Annotated in this window: 13 protein-coding genes; 2 read left to right on the forward strand and 11 right to left on the reverse strand. The window is 39.5% G+C overall.

Annotated elements, in window-relative coordinates:
- Positions 1–21 precede the first annotated feature (21 nt).
- Together C7D53_RS04700 and C7D53_RS04705 are read left to right on the forward strand one after the other, a co-directional pair.
- A complete protein-coding gene (locus tag C7D53_RS04700; protein ID WP_106915207.1) occupies positions 22–447 on the forward strand; it encodes a hypothetical protein in 426 nt (141 codons plus the stop codon).
- A gap of 2 nt (positions 448–449) precedes the next feature.
- Positions 450–1,529 (forward strand): serine hydrolase domain-containing protein, encoded by a 1,080-nt coding sequence (locus C7D53_RS04705; RefSeq protein ID WP_106915208.1) that lies wholly within the window; start codon positions 450–452, stop codon positions 1,527–1,529.
- Positions 1,530–1,609: 80 nt separating this feature from the next.
- Here C7D53_RS04705 and C7D53_RS04710 read toward each other — a convergent pair whose 3' ends face one another.
- The 11 genes from C7D53_RS04710 to C7D53_RS04760 form a co-directional block, all read right to left on the reverse strand.
- Positions 1,610–2,848 carry a hypothetical protein gene (locus tag C7D53_RS04710; protein WP_106915209.1) on the reverse strand — a complete coding sequence of 413 codons (1,239 nt, stop codon included), beginning with the start codon at positions 2,846–2,848 and terminating at the stop codon, positions 1,610–1,612.
- Positions 2,848–3,774: a hypothetical protein gene (locus C7D53_RS04715; RefSeq protein ID WP_106915210.1), complete on the reverse strand. Its 927-nt coding sequence runs from the start codon at positions 3,772–3,774 to the stop codon at positions 2,848–2,850. Before C7D53_RS04715 ends, C7D53_RS04710 begins: the two co-directional genes overlap by 1 nt.
- 6 nt (positions 3,775–3,780) lie before the next feature.
- Positions 3,781–4,809: a hypothetical protein gene (locus C7D53_RS04720; RefSeq protein WP_106915211.1), complete on the reverse strand. Its 1,029-nt coding sequence runs from the start codon at positions 4,807–4,809 to the stop codon at positions 3,781–3,783.
- Positions 4,810–5,179: 370 nt separating this feature from the next.
- On the reverse strand, positions 5,180–6,319 hold the full coding sequence (locus C7D53_RS04725) for a 1-acyl-sn-glycerol-3-phosphate acyltransferase (RefSeq protein WP_106915212.1): 1,140 nt from the start codon (positions 6,317–6,319) through the stop codon (positions 5,180–5,182).
- Between the two features lie 730 nt (positions 6,320–7,049).
- Positions 7,050–7,535, reverse strand: coding sequence for a M48 family metalloprotease (locus tag C7D53_RS04730; protein ID WP_228422176.1), 486 nt, complete (start codon positions 7,533–7,535; stop codon positions 7,050–7,052).
- 62 nt (positions 7,536–7,597) lie between these two features.
- Complete coding sequence (locus tag C7D53_RS04735; protein WP_106915214.1) at positions 7,598–8,851, reverse strand: condensation domain-containing protein; 1,254 nt, start codon at positions 8,849–8,851, stop codon at positions 7,598–7,600.
- The gene (locus C7D53_RS04740) at positions 8,848–10,131 is read right to left on the reverse strand and encodes a condensation domain-containing protein (protein WP_106915215.1); all 1,284 of its coding nucleotides are present in this window, start codon (positions 10,129–10,131) and stop codon (positions 8,848–8,850) included. The genes C7D53_RS04735 and C7D53_RS04740 overlap by 4 nt, the downstream gene beginning before the upstream one ends.
- A gap of 3 nt (positions 10,132–10,134) precedes the next feature.
- Positions 10,135–12,537 carry a glycosyltransferase gene (locus C7D53_RS04745; protein ID WP_106915216.1) on the reverse strand — a complete coding sequence of 801 codons (2,403 nt, stop codon included), beginning with the start codon at positions 12,535–12,537 and terminating at the stop codon, positions 10,135–10,137.
- Positions 12,530–13,312 carry an alpha/beta fold hydrolase gene (locus tag C7D53_RS04750; RefSeq protein ID WP_106915217.1) on the reverse strand — a complete coding sequence of 261 codons (783 nt, stop codon included), beginning with the start codon at positions 13,310–13,312 and terminating at the stop codon, positions 12,530–12,532. Before C7D53_RS04750 ends, C7D53_RS04745 begins: the two co-directional genes overlap by 8 nt.
- On the reverse strand, positions 13,303–13,602 hold the full coding sequence (locus C7D53_RS04755; RefSeq protein ID WP_002977699.1) for an acyl carrier protein: 300 nt from the start codon (positions 13,600–13,602) through the stop codon (positions 13,303–13,305). The genes C7D53_RS04750 and C7D53_RS04755 overlap by 10 nt, the downstream gene beginning before the upstream one ends.
- On the reverse strand, positions 13,590–17,849 hold the full coding sequence (locus C7D53_RS04760; RefSeq protein ID WP_106915218.1) for a type I polyketide synthase: 4,260 nt from the start codon (positions 17,847–17,849) through the stop codon (positions 13,590–13,592). Before C7D53_RS04760 ends, C7D53_RS04755 begins: the two co-directional genes overlap by 13 nt.
- Positions 17,850–17,858 lie beyond the last annotated feature (9 nt).

The following is a 17,858-nucleotide window of genomic DNA, read 5'->3' on the forward strand; positions in this document are numbered from 1 at the left end:
AAATAAAAAACGATACACCTGATGAAAATATCTTCTTTTGTAATCCTGTTGCTCCTTGTATGTTCCTGTGCCTCAAAAGTGGTAAGGATAGCCACTGCCGAAGATAAAGCCAATTTTGGAATCACTAGGCCCACCAAGGCCTTGTTCTTTGTGGAAAATGAAAATATTAAAGCTTCAGAAGACTGTATCAGTGATCATAAGAAAATCGCAGACAGGCTCTATGCAGAATTCAATGGTGCCACAGAAAAGATAATGATTGGCAGAACCAATGCAAAGACGTTCAAATTCTCCAATGGAAAGATAACATGGTTTGTGGACGTACGAAATTTTCCTAAGCGTACTGCGATGATTTTATTTGACGGAGAAAATAAACCCATCATTGAATATACTCCCAAAAAGTATGAGTCCTTGGTGAGAAAATATCATAACCTAAAAAACAATAATTAATAATGAAAAAGTACGGTCTACTTTTCTGTCTATTTTATATTCCTGTTCATTTTTCTGCGCAGGCAAAAACAGCGTATTCTGATTCTAACCGAAAAGAAACCCCAAAAGAATTTAAAGAATCTGTAAACAAGTTAGATAAGTTAATGAAATCTGCTTATACAGAAGGCATATTTAACGGGAATGTCTTGGTTTCAAAAAACAATAAGATCATTTATAAGGCTTCACTTGGATTTTCGGATGCCGGAAAGACCAATCCATTAACAGAGGAATACAGATTTCATTTAGGTTCCATTACTAAAGAGTTTAGCGCAGCTGCCTTGCTTCAATTAGAAGAACAGGGAAAGTTGAAGCTTTCTGATCATGTTTCTAAGTTTATTCCTGAACTTCCCGGTTGGGCAGATGAAGTAACCATCAAAGACCTATTGCAATATACAAGCGGAATTCCCAATGTAAACTGGAAAACAATTAAAAATGATAAGGATATTTTCAACGATTTAATGTTGGTCAATAAGTTGACATTTGTACCAGGTACAGAGTATGATTATAACAATAACAATCTTTTTTTGAGACAGTTTATTATTGAGCATTTAACAGGGATGCCTTATAAAACCTATATCAAAAAGTTTGTATTCCAGCCTTTGCAAATGAATGCTTCCATAATGACCCCCATTGCAGATGAAAAAAACATTGCCCAAGGATTTAACAGTCAATTAGTACCGGATAAAGAAGAATTGCCTATTACCGGTGGTACCTATACAACAACAGTGGACTTGTTGAAATGGGCAGATGGGCTGCATTTTCAGAAAGTAGTCGACAAAAACTCAGTATATGAACTGGGTCAAAGTTTTAATATTGCGGATAGCCAGTCAGCATTGGGGAATGTGAAATTTGAGGAAGGAAAATTAAAAGAACATTTCCACGATGGAAGAGCAGGTAGTTTTGAAGCCACCTTGTTTTCGGATGTTGAAAATAAAATAACAATCATTTTGTTAAGCAATAATTACAGCGGAAAACTTCCGGAGATCTCGGAAGCGATATATGGTATTTTAAAAGATAAAAACGGTAGTTCTTTACAACAATAAATTAAAGCAAAAGATTAAAAAAGCTCCTCAATAGTATTCTTGAGGAGCTTTTTTATAGCAATTGTATGCACTTACAGAACTTATATATTTGTAAATACAGCAGAATATTCTTTTGGCATCCACATACAACACAGGATGAGAACACCAATTAATAGAAGGGTTAGTATCAATGTTGCAATCTTAAACCCATCCGGCCTGAATTCTTTTTTTTCGTGATTTCCGCCAGAACTGTAGAATTCCGAAACGCTCTTTCCGTAAGGTCGGGTTTCCATAGAACCTCCCTGAGGCCTTACATTGGAGGATAGGGTAGTAAGAGAGTCTATATTCTTGTTTTGATTGATGATGTGGGCAAATGACCTTTTATTTTCCTGATGTCTTTTTTGGGCTGCTTCTACCTTTCCATCGGACGTAAGACTTTTGATTACTTCATCAATCTTTCCTGAATATTGATCGTATTCCTTTTTGATGATTTCAATTCCGTTTTTGGATTCCTTTATTTTAGTTCCATTTTCCTGATGTCGTTTCTCATTCTGTGCAATCTGTCTGTTGAGATCTTCAAGCAGTTTTGCTTTTTCATCCTTTAGGTTCTCCTTTTCTCTTTCAAAATCAGCAAGGGTATTTTTAACAATTCTGATTCTTTCTTCATGAAGATGCTCCAGTTCCTTTTTAAAACCATTCACATCTACAATCTTGAAAATTCCTTTTTGTCTTACAAACTCTCCAATCTCATGGCTTTGGGTAAAGAAAATTGTATCATACCCATTCAGAAGGTCAATGGCCTGACTAAAGAAGCTTTGTAATTGGGTAGGGTTGGTTTCGCAATAAACCACAAGATAGCTGTTGCTGGACTGCGTAAAACTAAGGTCATCAATTTCACGGAGGTTAAATCCTATCTTATCAAAATCCTTAGGTTTATGGATGGAAAACTGATCAGAATGATTGACCGTAATAACGCTGTCTGAAAGGTTGTTTTTTTCAAGATGATCCTGAAACTCATTCAAGGTATTAATGATAAGACTTTCTGAAGCCACTTTTCCAACGAAAAGTAACCCTGACCCTATAAACGTACCGCCTCTGTCGGAATTTTGCTCCTTGGCAAACGTATAAACAGAGTAGGAGATAAGGTTGCTTCCACCGGCATAATCCTTTCGTATAGAATAAATACTGGTTTGAGGGAATAGCTTAATGGCATCTGTTTTCAAGTCAAATGTCCGGATCTCCTTGGCTATAGCCTTATTTCCACCCAGAAAAAAAGATTGCCGAAAGCCATTCGGGTTCCCGAATGTACCAAATGCAGAGAAAAAATAAGTAGTGTCCATTAATTTGTAAAACTAAATTTTAAACGTTCCCAAAATGTTCCTTCATAATCCAGATCATACCCAACAATGCTTCTGTACAGCCATTTGGAGAGGACTTCCGCTGTGGATAGGTTTAGCAGACTAATTCTTTCGCTTCCTGTTGCATTTTGCACACTTCCCACGGTGTAATAGGTTTTGCTTAGGCCATACGTGTCAATGCGCTGTGAAGTCATTGGCAGATGATCAGAAATGAAGCTGTCAAGGGCTTCTGCACTTTCTACATCCATTCTTCCGGACTTATCCCACTTGGAAATCACAAGGATGGCATTCACGGATTTTAAGTTTTTACCCTTTCTTTCCAATTCATCCAGAAATTCATTGATTAAGGAGTCATCCTTATAGGCAGATTCATAGCTGGTAACAATAATAAATGTAAGCGGAATATTGGCATTAAGAAAGGTCTCTATACTGCTATGGTAGCTTCCTCCTCTCCTGATGTCTTTATGGTTTTCTCCCGAAGTTTCCAGAAAGGTAAGGTCTATCGGAACCACTCTTTTTGATCTGTTATTGGGTTCAAAAACAAGATCCAGACGGGTAACCTGATCCCTTGTAGTTCTGTTGGGAAGAACTCCCTGCCTTATATTTTCAAAGAAATCAGAGAGAAGTACATTGGCTTCCTTAGAGTTTGGGGTCCCAAGTTTGGGTCTCAGCACGCCGGCATAGGATCTGAGATAATACAGCATAGAAGAAAGAATAACCGATTTTCCTGATTCTGCAGTTCCAAAGAAGAACACAAAGTTGCTTTCCTTATTTTTGAGATCATTGGAGATAGTCTTGGCAATAGGAACAAAATCTTGCGGGGTATCATTCTGAAATTCAAAGGAAAGGGGCTTTAAGGCTTCTTCAGTTTCAAAAGACAAAGGTTTTAAATTTTCATTGGTTTCCATGGCTTATTAGTTATTAGGGATGATCGTTTTACCGCTTCTTTTATTGTTAAATACACTTCTGCCATTGCTTCCATTGTAATTTCCGGAATCTGTAACCAATAAAATAATGATAACGATTACAAAATCAAGTAAAATACAGCCTGCCAGTACCACAAACTGATACATTCCAAAGTTTTTAATGGCATGTTCAAAGGCAAAACCAATTTTTCCAACCTGCTGGGTCTGTGAAACCATGGGTTCAAAGTGAATTTTTTCATTTCCAAGAATAGTCTGTGCTCTGCTGCCTAGTTTATTATAATCAGAAAGAGCTTCATCAATTAATCCTTGCGATAGTTCATCCTTTTCTTTCTTTGATAAAAGAAGCAGATCCTGAATGCTTTTGTTCCATTTGGCTGATGCATTGTTGATGCTCGTTTGCAATGCTTTTTCACCAGGGGCAAGATCAGAAATAATATTATCAATCTGTTTCCCCATTCTTTCAGAAAGATCTTCGTAGTCATCACCAACGGGGGTCAGTAAATCGATCTTTTGATTGGTGAGTTTTTCTATATCCTTGATCAATAGCTGGGCACGCGTTCCGATTCCTTTATTCCCCGGATCTTTGATCTGTTCCATTAGCTGTTTTTTCTTGGTCTCGATGTCCTGAGTGGTTGCTTTAGTATATTTATAGCTTAATTTTGATTCTACATCGTTGTCAAGAGCCGTGAAATTTTTATTGATATCGCGAAGTTCATCCGTATAGATATCAGTTTTCATAAACCTTGTATACAGGGCATTGAAGTTCGCAATGAAGCAGAAAGAGGCAATAAACACGTAGATTCCCACAAGGCTTCCTGTAGGTTTTCCCTCCAGTTTGGCATTTCTCAGCATCCAGCACAGAAAGAGAAGCAATAATGATAAAACTAAGGCTATGACAAAGGATGCCGGACCAAAAATCTGCTGAAGCCCAACCCAGGTTTGGTAAAAGCTTACGCTGATCAGTAGTAATGCAAGAATTCCCAAAAAGAGATCTGCAGGAGTCGTTTTTTTATTCATAATATAGTCGTTGTTTGTTGAACTAAAGCTTATAAAAACATCTTGTTTTATAATGCTCGAAACTACAAACATCGAGGAGAAGAAAATTACGGGAAACCGTAAGTTGTTGATTTCCTATTCTTTATTGAATTAGTGGATTTCATGATTAATAAATCTGCGATATCTCCTTGATCTGCGTGAGCAAAAAATAATAATGTTTCCTTAGATTTTTACTCTCTCGCAGATTGTGCAGATTAAGCAGATTAGGAAAATATAGATGTGTAAAAAAAATACTGTATAGAGTGTAGGTGAAAACGTGTATTCATAAAGAAAAATGGACACTTAAAAAAGTGTCCATCAATATTTGTATTAGTCTGAGAAAATGTTTTTCTTAAAACTGGTTTTCTTCCAATTTTCTTTTATTAATCAGCGGATTGGCATACATGGTAAGGAAATACTCTTTAGAAATAGCATCAGAAGAGGAGATACGCATCTCAAGTCTTCGGATAAACAATTGTTTTTCCTGTTCTGTATATTGAGAAGCATACATATCTGTATTGTGAATCAGATCGTAGGCTATATATTTGGTAGGCCAAAGCTTATAATTCTTTATAATTGAATCATCAATAACCTGTGCAATAGCCTGTAGCTGCTTATTTTTATTCTCAACATTAGCTGCTATATCATCTAATTCTTTATCGATTACATGGCCGGCATGAATATGAATTCGCTTCTTTTGTCCTAATATTCCGCTCAGCATGGTCATGAAATCTTCATTTTTACCCTTAATGTATTCCTCATCTCTATGCTGTGCTAAAAGCTGAGGCATTTTTAGAGAATCTGTAGGGTCATACTCATAGGAAATGGATATAGGAACAATCTTGAGTGCCTTAAAATAATCGGTCAGCGACTGATCTCCGGATGCCATGGCAAGCATTTTCAAAACTCCTTGCTGAGTAGCATCATTACCGTTTTTGGTACGGCCCTCACGTTGGGCAATCCATACAGAGCGGTTTTCATGATGCAGTTGCTGATCAATGTATTCTGACATGTTCTGCGAACTTTTAAGCTGTTCACGAAGAGATAATCCTCTTTGAACTAAAAAATTACGGTTCAGTTTAGCCAGTACATTTAGAAAATTTCTTTTCACAAGGTTGTCACCAATAGCTGAAGCCGTCATAATATGGCCACTTTCCAACAGAACCAGATTAAGTAATGACGTATCCAGTACAATATCCCTGTGATTCGAAATGAAAAGGTAGGGAGTGTTTTTGTCAAGTTGATCAAAACCTGAAGTCGTTAAGCCCTCAGAACTCTTGGCAAGAATCTGACGGATGGTGTGTGCCACAAAATGATGCTGAAAATCACTGATAGAATGAACCTCTTTGAACTGTTCCAGCCAAACCTGTTCGTCTACCCCTGGAAAAGTAAAGCTCATCAGCGCTTTCATCATAGGATCTCGGGCTATACTTCCTAGTGCTTCATTCACTTCATGATCATGGAAATACCGGATTTCATCAAACTTTGACATGCAATTATTTAAAAATTAAAACTTTTTGCAAAAGAACGAAAATTTATCTGGGGATAGGGCATAAAGGATGTTAAAGTATTATGAATGGCGTAGAACTTAGAGAAATCATCTGCAGAATTTGATGAAATGTACCATGTACTTGGTTAGAGATAACCACAAAAGTCACAAAAGCTGATTATTTAAAACACTTTAGTTCACGTAAGTTAGTTTAAAATCATACTATATAGGAAAGTTCACATAAGAAGAAAATCAAATATTTTCAAAAGCTAAAGTGTACTTATTATGCGTAATGCTTGTCACTTCAATAACTTAAGTGTTTAAATCTTTTGTGACTTTTGTGGTGAATTATCGAAAAAAATAATTGTAAGCAGAAAAGCCATAAAAGGTTTTATTTAAAACACTTTAGTTCACTTAAGTTAGTTTAAAATCATACTATATAGGAAAGTTCACATAAGAAGAAAATCAAAGATTTTCACAAGCTAAAGTGTACTTATTATGCGTAATGCTTATCACTTATAATAACTTAAGTGTTTAAATCTTTTGTGACTTTTGTGGTGAATTATCGAATGGATTTGATGCTATTCTTTTTCCTTAATTCAGTTACAGGCTTATACAGATGGGAAGCATTTATTTCTCCTATTTTTTTAGAAATAGAAGCCACTGAAAATAAAACAGAGTCTGTAATGGTACATGAATTTATATTAAAGATATAGGATGTATAAAAAATAAACTATGCGTTTAAATCTACAGCCACAGCTTGCGTTCGTCTACACATCCACCTCCTCAATCTCCACACCGGCAAATACACAAAAATCACAGATAAAATCCCAGCCAGTACACCCACCACCACAGCCATTGCCGTAGCATCCAGCTTATAATCCTTTGAGAAATTATACTGTCCTAAGAAAAGCATAGATAGTACGAGAGAACAGGTAATGATTCCATGCAGAATACTCAGCTTGGTCATTAACCTTTTAATATTCAACTGTTCATCTACCGTAAACTCTATGACGCCTTGTCCGGCGGCATCGGTTACTCTTTTGAGGATGTCAATGGTAAGGACAACAGGTAGAAATAAGGCCATAGGTAAGGTAAGACGAGCTAAATTCTGTTCCCCTGAAAAGAAATGGGTGTATCCCAATTCCTTGAAGCTTGCATAGGCGATAATGAAATTGAAAAATACATTCGGGAGGACATAGTAAATTGTCCGCTTCATGAGAAAGCGTTTGAGGGTGGTTTTTTTGAGCTTTTTGGGCGGCTTCGGCTTAAATTTCAATTTCATACGGAGGCGGTCATAAGCGCGATGGCTTTCTCTTTTATAGTGGCGGCTTCCGCTTTGGGCAGGAAGTCTTCGTTGGACAAAAATATAAAATCCATCTGATGGTTGTAGGTACTCGTTGTCAAAGTGTTGGAGTTCAGCCATGGGAATGCTACCGTTGGGCTGAAGATGGTTTCAACACTGAAGTTGTTGTAATCTCTTGGAATATTGATTTTACCCATATTGGAGAGGGTCACATCATGCCCGCCATTACTGGATTTCATCATGGAGATCATACGGTCAACAATCGGGTGCATCTGTTCACCCATCCATAGAAGTTCTCTGGCTTCCATTTTTTCTATTTTCTGGAGAAGATCACTTTTAATCTGTCGGGCATTGTTGATCAGATCAGAGCTTCCTTTTTTTAAAGAAAGATCAACCGTTGGAGCAAAGGCAAATAAATGATCCTGCTTGATTTCTGGAATGAAATGACGAACATCTACCGGACTGATGACCTTACCCTTAGCGTCAGCTCCTTTTACTTCCTGAAATGCCTGCATGAATGCTGCACAAAGTAAAGCATGTATAGAAACTCCGTTGGCCTTACATCTCTCAGTGATTTTTGAGGTAGTTTCAGGATCAAGTTTTCGGTGAAGCACATAATCTTTTCCTAGGTTTCTTTTTTTACTTTTTCGTTGGAGAAGAAAGAAGAACCTTGCAAAAAGGAGATATAGACTGGCTTTGTATTTCTTACTTTTTACGTTGAAATTCGGGGGTAGAAAATCATTGACTGAAGAGAACGCCTGATAAGGCTGCAGCTCAAAAGAGGGATTGTCCAGAAGCTGGAGAAGTTCCTGAATCAGAGTGACTCCTGTTGTTCCGTCAGAGATGCAGTGAGGGATTGCCCAAAAAATTTCAGAAATGTTTTCTCCTTTCACCCAAACTACTCGGGCAAGAGGTTGCTTTTTATCTTCAAACAGAACTTTCCATTCTTTTTGAGATTCCAGAAGCCAGTCCTGATCCGTTTTTCTTTCCACAATTCGGAGTGGGATAGGAGCCATTTCCTTTTCTTCTATAAAAAAAGGATATTTTTCAGTCTTGGTATCTATAACAGCTCTTAGTAATGGGTGTTTTTGCTGGATTTTTTCCAGAGCAGTCTTAAAGTTCTTCTCCGGAAGTTCTCCTTTTATTCTAGCGGCAAATACACAGTTTACGGGTGTTTCGGGATCTACATACATGATCCTTTCCACCATCATTAGTTTTCTTTTGATCATGATACGGCTATATATTCCAATTGTACTTTAATGATCTGCATCACCTCGTCACGAATGGCCATGGCGTCGGTATAGGGTAAATATCCTTCACTTCCTACAAAGGAAAAATCCATTTTTCCACGATAAGTAGAAATAACCAGCGTAGTTGTATTGCCCAATGGCCCAATAACAGACGGACTGAAAATGGTATCCACTGTAAACTCTTTATATTCATGAGGAATCTGAATGCGTCCCAGATTGGAAAACATGCAGTCGTTGGAAGATTTCCCGTTCTTTAACAGCTTTGTGAAATTAGTTAAAGCATCATGTCCGGATTCCATCACCATCATGGTAATATAAGGATTGAGCTTGGAAGTTTTACGTTCTACGGACGTTTGCATGGAGCGCAGGTTTTCCAGAAAGCTCATTTTTTCGTTGGAAGAAATTACAATCATTAATCCGAAGGCGAAGATATGGTCATTCTTGATCTGGGTTGCAAAGCGTCTGATGTCTACCGGACAGGAAATTTTATTAAATGCGGATGAACCTTTTACCTTTTTAAATGCCTGAAGTAAAGCTGCACTTAAAAACGTGTTAACGGTCACTTCATTGGACTTGCAGTAGGAAATCAATTGTTGGCTTACTTTTTCATCTACTTTCCAATGGATCAGATAATCGTCCTGACGATCGACAGCTTTCTTGCCTACAGGAATGTATTTGATGGCTGTAGCTGTTAATCTGCCAATAAAACGGGCCTTCAGCTTTTGTCTGCGGCTGTTTAAAATATGGGAAGGAACTACATCCTGAATTCCCATGATAGGCTGCTCTGCCCCAATATCTGCGGAAGGATTATCCAACACTTTTAAAAACTCATGAAGAAAAGCCATTGCAGAACCACCATCACATAAACAATGATGGAACGCAAATAGCATATCGGAAACTCCTTCTCCTTTGATCCATACAAAACGGATAAGGGGAAGTTTTTGATAATCAAATAGGGTATGCCATTCTCTTTTGGATTCTTCCTGCCAATGATCTTCTCCTTTTCTAACCACAATACGAATGGGGATGGAAAGGGATTTCTCCGGAACATCAAACCAAGGGATATCTTTCTCATCATGATTGATAAGAGCTCTTAACCAAGGGTGCTTGTTCTGAATTTGAACCAAAGCCTGCTGGATATCCTTTAATGCAAAGGTACCTCTCAGTCTGAAAGGAATGACCGCGTTAAAAGGTTCTGTTCCGTCCCCTAATAACATGCGTTCCCCAAATAACAATCTTCTTTTTATAGGTTGATTCATAGGCTACACAGAAGCTAATGTTGAATGTTCATGTACAAAATTTTCTAACAGTTCTACCGCTTTGTCATTTCCTCCGGCAAGCGTGAATGTATTGCGGACTTCCTGAGCGGCGACTCTGTATTTTGGATTTTCCAATAATTCAAAAACCGTTTCACGAAGAGCATCTACACGCAGTCTTTTGTATCGGATGCTGATTCCGCAGCCTGCCTGCTCAATTAATTTTGCAATATGAAAATGATCGTAAGCAATAGGCGTGATTAACATCGGTAATCCATTACGGAATGTATCATTAACGGTATTGAAACCACCGTGGCAGATCACCATATCCATTTGCTGCATCACTGCGGATTGAGGGACGAAGCTGTTTACAATAAAATTATCCGGCCATTCTTCAAAGATTTCCGGTGGAGTAGCGGCAATGACGGTAACCGGTTGGTCAGCAAACGCTGCAATAATTTTTTCAAAGAAAGCTTTTCTGATGTCTACCAATAGTGTTCCCAGAGATACAAAGATCTTTGGAGTGGTAGAAGCGTTCAGTTTATCCCAGTCAAATGGGGCATCATTTGGACGTCCTTTTACCGGACCTACAAATTTCATATGAGAAGGAACGGTTTCAAATCCGGCAAAGGCTTGTGAGGTAAACACCATATTCAGTTTATGAGAATGGATATAAATTCCTTCCTCATGAATTCCTACTTCTTTTTGCAGATCTTTGATGAGGTTTTGCTGCCATTCCCAGATTTTAGGGGCACTTTTTTCGGTATCTCCCATTACGTCTGGTGGAACTGGGGTTGTCGTTACACAAGGAATATTATGTTTGTGGGCAAATAAAGCTCCTCCGAAAGTAATACAGTCATTCACAATTACATCCGGCATCCAGCTTTCTGTCAGTCTGGTTAATCCCGGCATCATCATTTTAGCGAAAGGAACATAGGTTTCTTCCAGTGCCAGTTTCATTACTTCAGGTCCGGAGCATGCAGGTCCGTCATCCTGTCTTTTTAAAATACGGGCAATTTCTTCCTGATACGGAATAAGGTCTTCTTCAGGGTAGAAATAAGAACCTCCTTCAGGAATATGTTTACTGTCTAAAGGAGTAATCCCGAACCATTTTACTTCATGGCCACGGGCAATCAGGCTTGCTCCAACACTTAACGTAGGACTCACATGTCCGAAAAACGGAGGAATAACGAATAAAAATTTAGCCGGTTTTTCAGGTTTTGACGCCTTTGATATAGCCTGTTCCAATAGGTTGGCTGCTGTAGCCGCACCGCCTGCTTCTACAAACGACTGACCTACTTTCTTGGCCGCTTCTTTGTAGCTTGGATTATTTAAAATCTGTTGTACAGCTTCTCTGAGATGATTGGCTTTAAATCTATTGAAATTAAGACGCTCACCCGCTTCTGTACGCACCACACGTCCTGCCACGTGTGACTGGTCGTACGCAATAGGAATCACAACCAAAGGAATACCATTGGATAATGTTTCGGAAACTGTATTATGGCCACCGTGGCAAACCACGCCATCAAGATGAGGTAAGAGATCCAATTGAGGAACCTGCTGGTACACCATAAAGTTATCGGGCCATTGCTCAAAAAGCTGTGGATCTGAAACCACTACAACCGTTAAATCTTCATCCTTAAATGCATCCACTACCTTTTGGAAGAATGCCTTTTTATGATCATGATCGAAAGTGGTTCCGATGCTTACCAGAATCTTTTTATTGGTGGCGCCTTTTAACCGGTCCCAATCAAATTCACAGGAGATACGACGCTCTGTAAGAACGGGGCCTGTAAATTGGTACTGAGACGGCAGATCTTCCATTTCACCAAAGAAATAAGTAGAGGTTAAGACAAGGGTTAAAAGGTCAGAAGTAGCAAGTGAACGTTTTTCATTCACTCCCAACTCTTCCTGTAATGCAACAATTTGATTCACTTCCCATTCGTGTACCTTGGGCAGCTCATTCATGATTTTGATGGCAGCCGGAGCGGTAACGGAAGTGGCATACGGGATTCCTAATGCTTTCGCAGCAACAGGAGCCGCAAATAGTTGGTGATCACCAATAATCAAATCGGGTTGATATGTTTTTAATAAAGCAACAATCCCCTTATAGCAATGTCTGTTCAACGGGATAAGAACCTCTTCGTAAAGGAACTTAACACTGTCGATTCCGTACACTACTTTTTTGGATATAATATCAAGGTATTGTTCGCTTTCTTTCTTTTCTTCGTCAGTCTGATCGTATTGGATCAGTAATAATTTTCCTCCCTCTGGAAGTTTAGCCTCTAAAGTAGGGTCAAGGCTGATCCAGGCTACTTCATGTCCTCTTTCCAACAGAGTAGCACCGATGCTTAGGGTAGGGTTGACATGTCCTGTCAATGGTGGAACTATAAATGCAAATTTAGCCATGGTTCTTCGTTAAGATATTAGATAAAAACTGAGCGATCGTTTCCGCTATCAGATTAGGTTCCTGAATCGGAATATTGTGATCGCCGGGGATTAATTCAAGTTCGGACGAGCCTATTTGAGACTGCAGCCACTCTCCTGTAGGTCTGCAGTTGGACTCAGCACCGTAAAGCAATAATGTGGAAGCCTTCAATTCATTGAAATTAGCTTCATCAAGGAAATGCTTTTCCTTGATCATATCTGCCTTGATGCTGGTCTGGTTAAACAGAAATTCATACATACGATGGTTCTTTTCCATTTGTCTTTTACCCATCTGTACTTTGGTGGTGTCTGTAAAATTAGCGACGTAATGCTCAAGAAATTCTTTGCTGTACTCATCAATGATGTTACGGGCTTTTTCGTCCTGAGGATCCGGTGCTTCCATCACAACGAGCTGATTCACGCGGTCAGGGTATTCCAAAGCTGTTTTCAGGGCAATAAGACCTCCGAAGCTATAGCCTACAAGGTGTACTTTTTCCAGTTGAAGGTGATCTATTAAACCCATCAGATCGGATGACATGTTGTCAAGGTCGTATCCATCCAAAAAGCGTTCACTCATACCGTGACTTTTCAGATCATACATCACCACATGGAAATGCTTGGCCAGCACAGGGGCAATATTAAAATAATAAATGGATAGGTTACTGAACATACCGTGGATGAGTACCACGGTTTGTTCGGCTCCTTTGTTGAGTTCCTGTATATGAACTTGTCTGTTATTGACAGTGATTATTGGCATTCGTAGATATAATTGATGATCATACTAAGGTCAAGATTGATCAGCTGGTCAAGATCCATAGAAGACAGCCAACCTGTAAAGTCGATCTGATCGCCAAAATGCGCCTTGATCTTTTCAGAGAAAGAGACAATCTCGATGCTGTCCATTTCAAGATCTTTGGTGAATGAACTTTCAGGAGTAATATCCATTTCTTCTACAAATTCAGCACCTATCACTTCAGTAATAAAACCTTTTAATAAAGTAAAAAGTTCTTCGTGGTTCATTTTTAATGTTGCGTTTACAGTGTCCATCCGATAATATAATTTTTATGTTTAATAGTTTTGATTTCAATGTTGTTGATCCACAAGTGATCATCTTTTATAAGTTCGACTTCAAAGGCTTTAGGGTTTCCTTTGAGCCCTGTTCCGAGGAACTTTCCGTAGGCTTCCTTGGCTACCCAGAAACGGGTGGTCCATTCTGCCTGATCTCTGTCTTTTAATAAGGCTAATTCTTTGTCGGTAAATACCATGTCATAGAATCCTGAACTGCGCTCTTCCATCAGTTCCATATCAATTCCTACAGATTTTCCATATCTCGCGATTCCCACGGCTTCTTTTCCTTTGTGAGCCAAAGAAATATGGATGTCTTCTGTAAAATCACTGATGAGGTAAGGTTTCCCCACTTCATCGGAACGGATTTCAAAGGTGATCGGGAAGCAGGCATGATTTTTTTCCTGACGAAGAAGATTTCTTACGGCATCTTTCACGGCCACACGGCTTACCATCCAGTTTTTCTTTTTGTTGGGTAATAACTGCTGGTGATGCTGTTTTTCTGTTTGATTGAAATATCTTTTCAGGATAAAATCCCATGAAGCTACTCTGGTGTAAGCCTGATGGAAGAAGAAAACTTCAGGAGCAATCTCTTCAGAAAGGCGGTTGTGCAATGGTGACATGGAAACATTCCATAAAGGAGCGTCAATTTCAAGTCTTCTGTTTTGCCAGCCGGTGATGGCACACCAAACTTTTCCGTCTCTTTTCAGGATGATATCTGCGATGGCAAATTCATCATTAAGCTCGGTCAGCATACAGGTACATTCAAAAATACCTTCCTGATCATGCATATCTCCGAAGAATTCAATATCTCTGATTTTCACAGGGAATGCAATACGGTCCTTCACCAAAGTAAGCTGAAGCCAAAGCCCGAATAGTTGTCCTGCATTATCAAGCAAGGAACCTTTACCACCGTTTCCTTTTATTTTTCCGATGATTCCTTTGTCTCCAACAGCTGAAACTTCAGTAATTCCCTGATATTTTTCTCCGTGGAACATGTGCATGTCATAGATTTCTTCAGGGGTTCTTTCGATGGGTAAAAGATTACCGATGGAAAGGTTGAAAACTGGTGTAGGAACAGCTGAAGATTTCAATACAACTTCTGCGTTGACAAAGTTTTCAATATCCAAATAGGCGTGGTTTGAGGAACGCCATTCACCTTGTACTGTTTTTTCAAAAGGTTTGGCTACATTCATCCATTGGAATACACTTACATTCATGATTTTATGAACCAGTGTTCCAGGGATTTCTGCTTCTGCGATTTCTGCAAGCTGCTCAAAAATCATGGTCATTGGAATAACTGGTTCCATATCTGCCACATGTGCCCAACCTTTTGGCTGTCTCAATAAGCTGTGATCAATAAGGTAAGGATGACTTTCTAAGGTCACATACATCTCTTTAGAGAAAGTTGTGCTTCTCGGTACTTTTGGAACAACCTGTGTTGCCGGAGCATGAGCGGGACGTTGAATGGTGGTTTCCGGACGATTCTGGAATAAAGTAAGGACTTCTTCCTGCATACGGATCATATCCGCCACATTGTCCTGAAATGCCTGTACCAGGGGGTGACCGCTTTTTGTGGCAATAGCTGAAGCTGTTGCTGTATATTGTTTTGGCGTATCAAAAGATTGAGCCAAAGCTTTTACTTCTTTAAAATTACGGATAATAGGAGAGCCTAATTCAAGCTTAATGCCTTTTCCTGATGGCTTTCTCGAATGATTTTGAATCTCCAGAAAATCAAGAGCAATTGTTTTTCCTTCTACAAATAATGAAGCGACTACACGTTGTAACTGAGCCAGGGCAGAACGAGTAGGAACACTGGAAGCAATGGTACTGAAAGCTTTCCCCTTCAATGTATCATCAATAAATCCGATAAGACCGCCAGTTCCGACTTGAATGAAGACTCTGGCGCCTTCTTCGTATAATTTATCCGTAAGTTCACGAAAACGAACAGGCTGTACCAAATGCTCGGCACTTAGTTTTCTGATCGCTGCCTGATCTGCAGGATAAGGTTCTAAAGTTGTAGCAGACCATAATGGTATTTTTGTCTGCTGGAACTGTGCTTTTTCCATACCCGCAAGGATCACATCTAGTTTATCAGCGATAAAAGGGGAGTGGAATCCGGACTGGAACGGTAATACCTGATGGAAGATCTGCTTTGATTTTAATAAAGGAACCAATTCATCCAATGCTGCATTGCTTCCGCAAAGAATCACCTGATTAGGGCAATTGTCATTGGAAACATAGAGGTTTGCAATTTCTGCAATAAAAGGTTTTATCACCTCAATTCCGGCTCCTATGGCAATGAACTTGGAATCTTTTAATTCAAAAGTTTCAGGATTCAGTACGTCAATTAAAGCTTTTACAGAGTTGGCTTCCGCTAATTCTGAAGAGTAACCGGCCAACCATTCTCCTAAACTGTGTCCTGCATTCATATCAGGAATAATTCCCAATTTTTTCAGTGAATTATCAAGGATACTACAGTTGTTGAAGATATTTAAGGCATCTGTTAAAAGTCCTTCTCCTTCAGTTTCTATAGTTGCTGATAATCCAAAATAACGGCTTACCGTTTCTACTTCACCTTTTGCCAGACCATCTAAGCCTGGGAATACAAAGGCTACTTTACCACCATCTTTTAATAATGGGGCAGAGGTGTACCAGATATCCTGTTTGTTTTTCCAGATGATATTTTTGGAAACAATTTTAATTGCTTTTTCTATTCTTGCTGGTGTCGGGTCAAATAGGGCAACCCTGAAATGTCCTTCACCAATGGTTGTTTCATTATTTTGTAATGCTGAAAGCAGTTCTTCATGCGTAGGTCTCGCGAGGATTAATACATGGTCTTTTTTCGGCATATCATAGCCTTCCAGAACAACATGTGCATTAATTCCTCCAAATCCGAAAGCATTTACAGCGGCTACTTTTGGAAGCCCTGTCTTCGACCAGTTTTGGGCATCCTGTACAGGTTCAAACCTTGTGTTTTTCATATCCGAAGTCGGATTCTCACAATATAAGGTTGGAGGTAGGGTATCGTGGTGTAATGCAAGACAGGTTTTAATTAATCCAGCGATTCCTGCAGCCGGCATGGCATGTCCGATATTGGACTTTACAGACCCAATTCCGGCAACCGGAGCAGTTTCTTCTTTTCCGAAGAACTGGGCTAAGGTCTGAAGTTCCGTTTTGTCTCCAAGCGGAGTTCCGGTACCATGAGCTTCAAGGTAGCCCACTTTATTTTTGTCTAAATCTGCATTGATCCAGGCTTGTTCTAAAGCTTTTAACTGACCTTTTACGGATGGGCTCATCACGCTGGTTCCATTACCATCACTGCTTACGCCCACTCCTTTAATGACAGCGTAAATTTTATCCTGTTCGCGAACGGCATCTTCCAGTCTTTTTAGTACTACGAAACCACAACCTTCACCAATCAACAAACCATCAGCATCCATGCTGAACGGCTTGATCTGCTCTTGTCGGGACATGGCTCCCAACTGGGCAAAAATACTCCAGAAAGCAGCATTCTGTCCTGTGTGTACACCTCCGGCAATCATGATATCGGAACGGCCTCTCTGAAGCTCCTGTACAGCATGATCTACAGCAATTAGAGCGCTGGCACAAGCTGCATCTACGGTAAAGGCAACACCTCCCAGGTCAAAGCGGTTGGCTACCAATGAAGCCACCAGATTGGGAATGAGTCCCATGGCGGTATCGGCAGCAAAACGTCCTTTACGTTCCTGAAAAGCATGCTTTACTTTTTCAATATCGGCAGAAGATACCTGAGGCAACAATTCCTGCAATAATGAGGAAATCTGTTCTCCGGTTCTTACAATTTCGATGGCACGGGTAGCTCCAGGACCGGTATAGTTTCCTTTACCGATAATAATTCCTGTTTTTTCAAGGGAAATATTTTTTTGAAATACTCCGGCATCTTCCAATGCTTTCTGAACTAAATCAAGGGTTAATAAATGGTCTGGTTCTGTTCCTTGAACAGCAAGAGGTAAAATTCCAAATGCTGTGGGATCAAATTCATAGTCAGGGATAAACCCGCCTCGTTTACAATAGAAACGATCGACAGGGTTGGTGGCATCACTAAAGTGTACCGGATCTATCCTGTCTGCCGGAGCAGGTTGGGTAGAGTCTACTTTATTGACAATATTCTGCCAAAAAGTATTGGCATCTTGTGCCCCCGGAAAGACACAAGATAGGCCAATTACAGCAACATCCGTTTTTTTCATACTTATTTT

Source organism: Chryseobacterium aurantiacum (assembly GCF_003020585.1).
Taxonomy (GTDB): domain Bacteria; phylum Bacteroidota; class Bacteroidia; order Flavobacteriales; family Weeksellaceae; genus Chryseobacterium; species Chryseobacterium aurantiacum.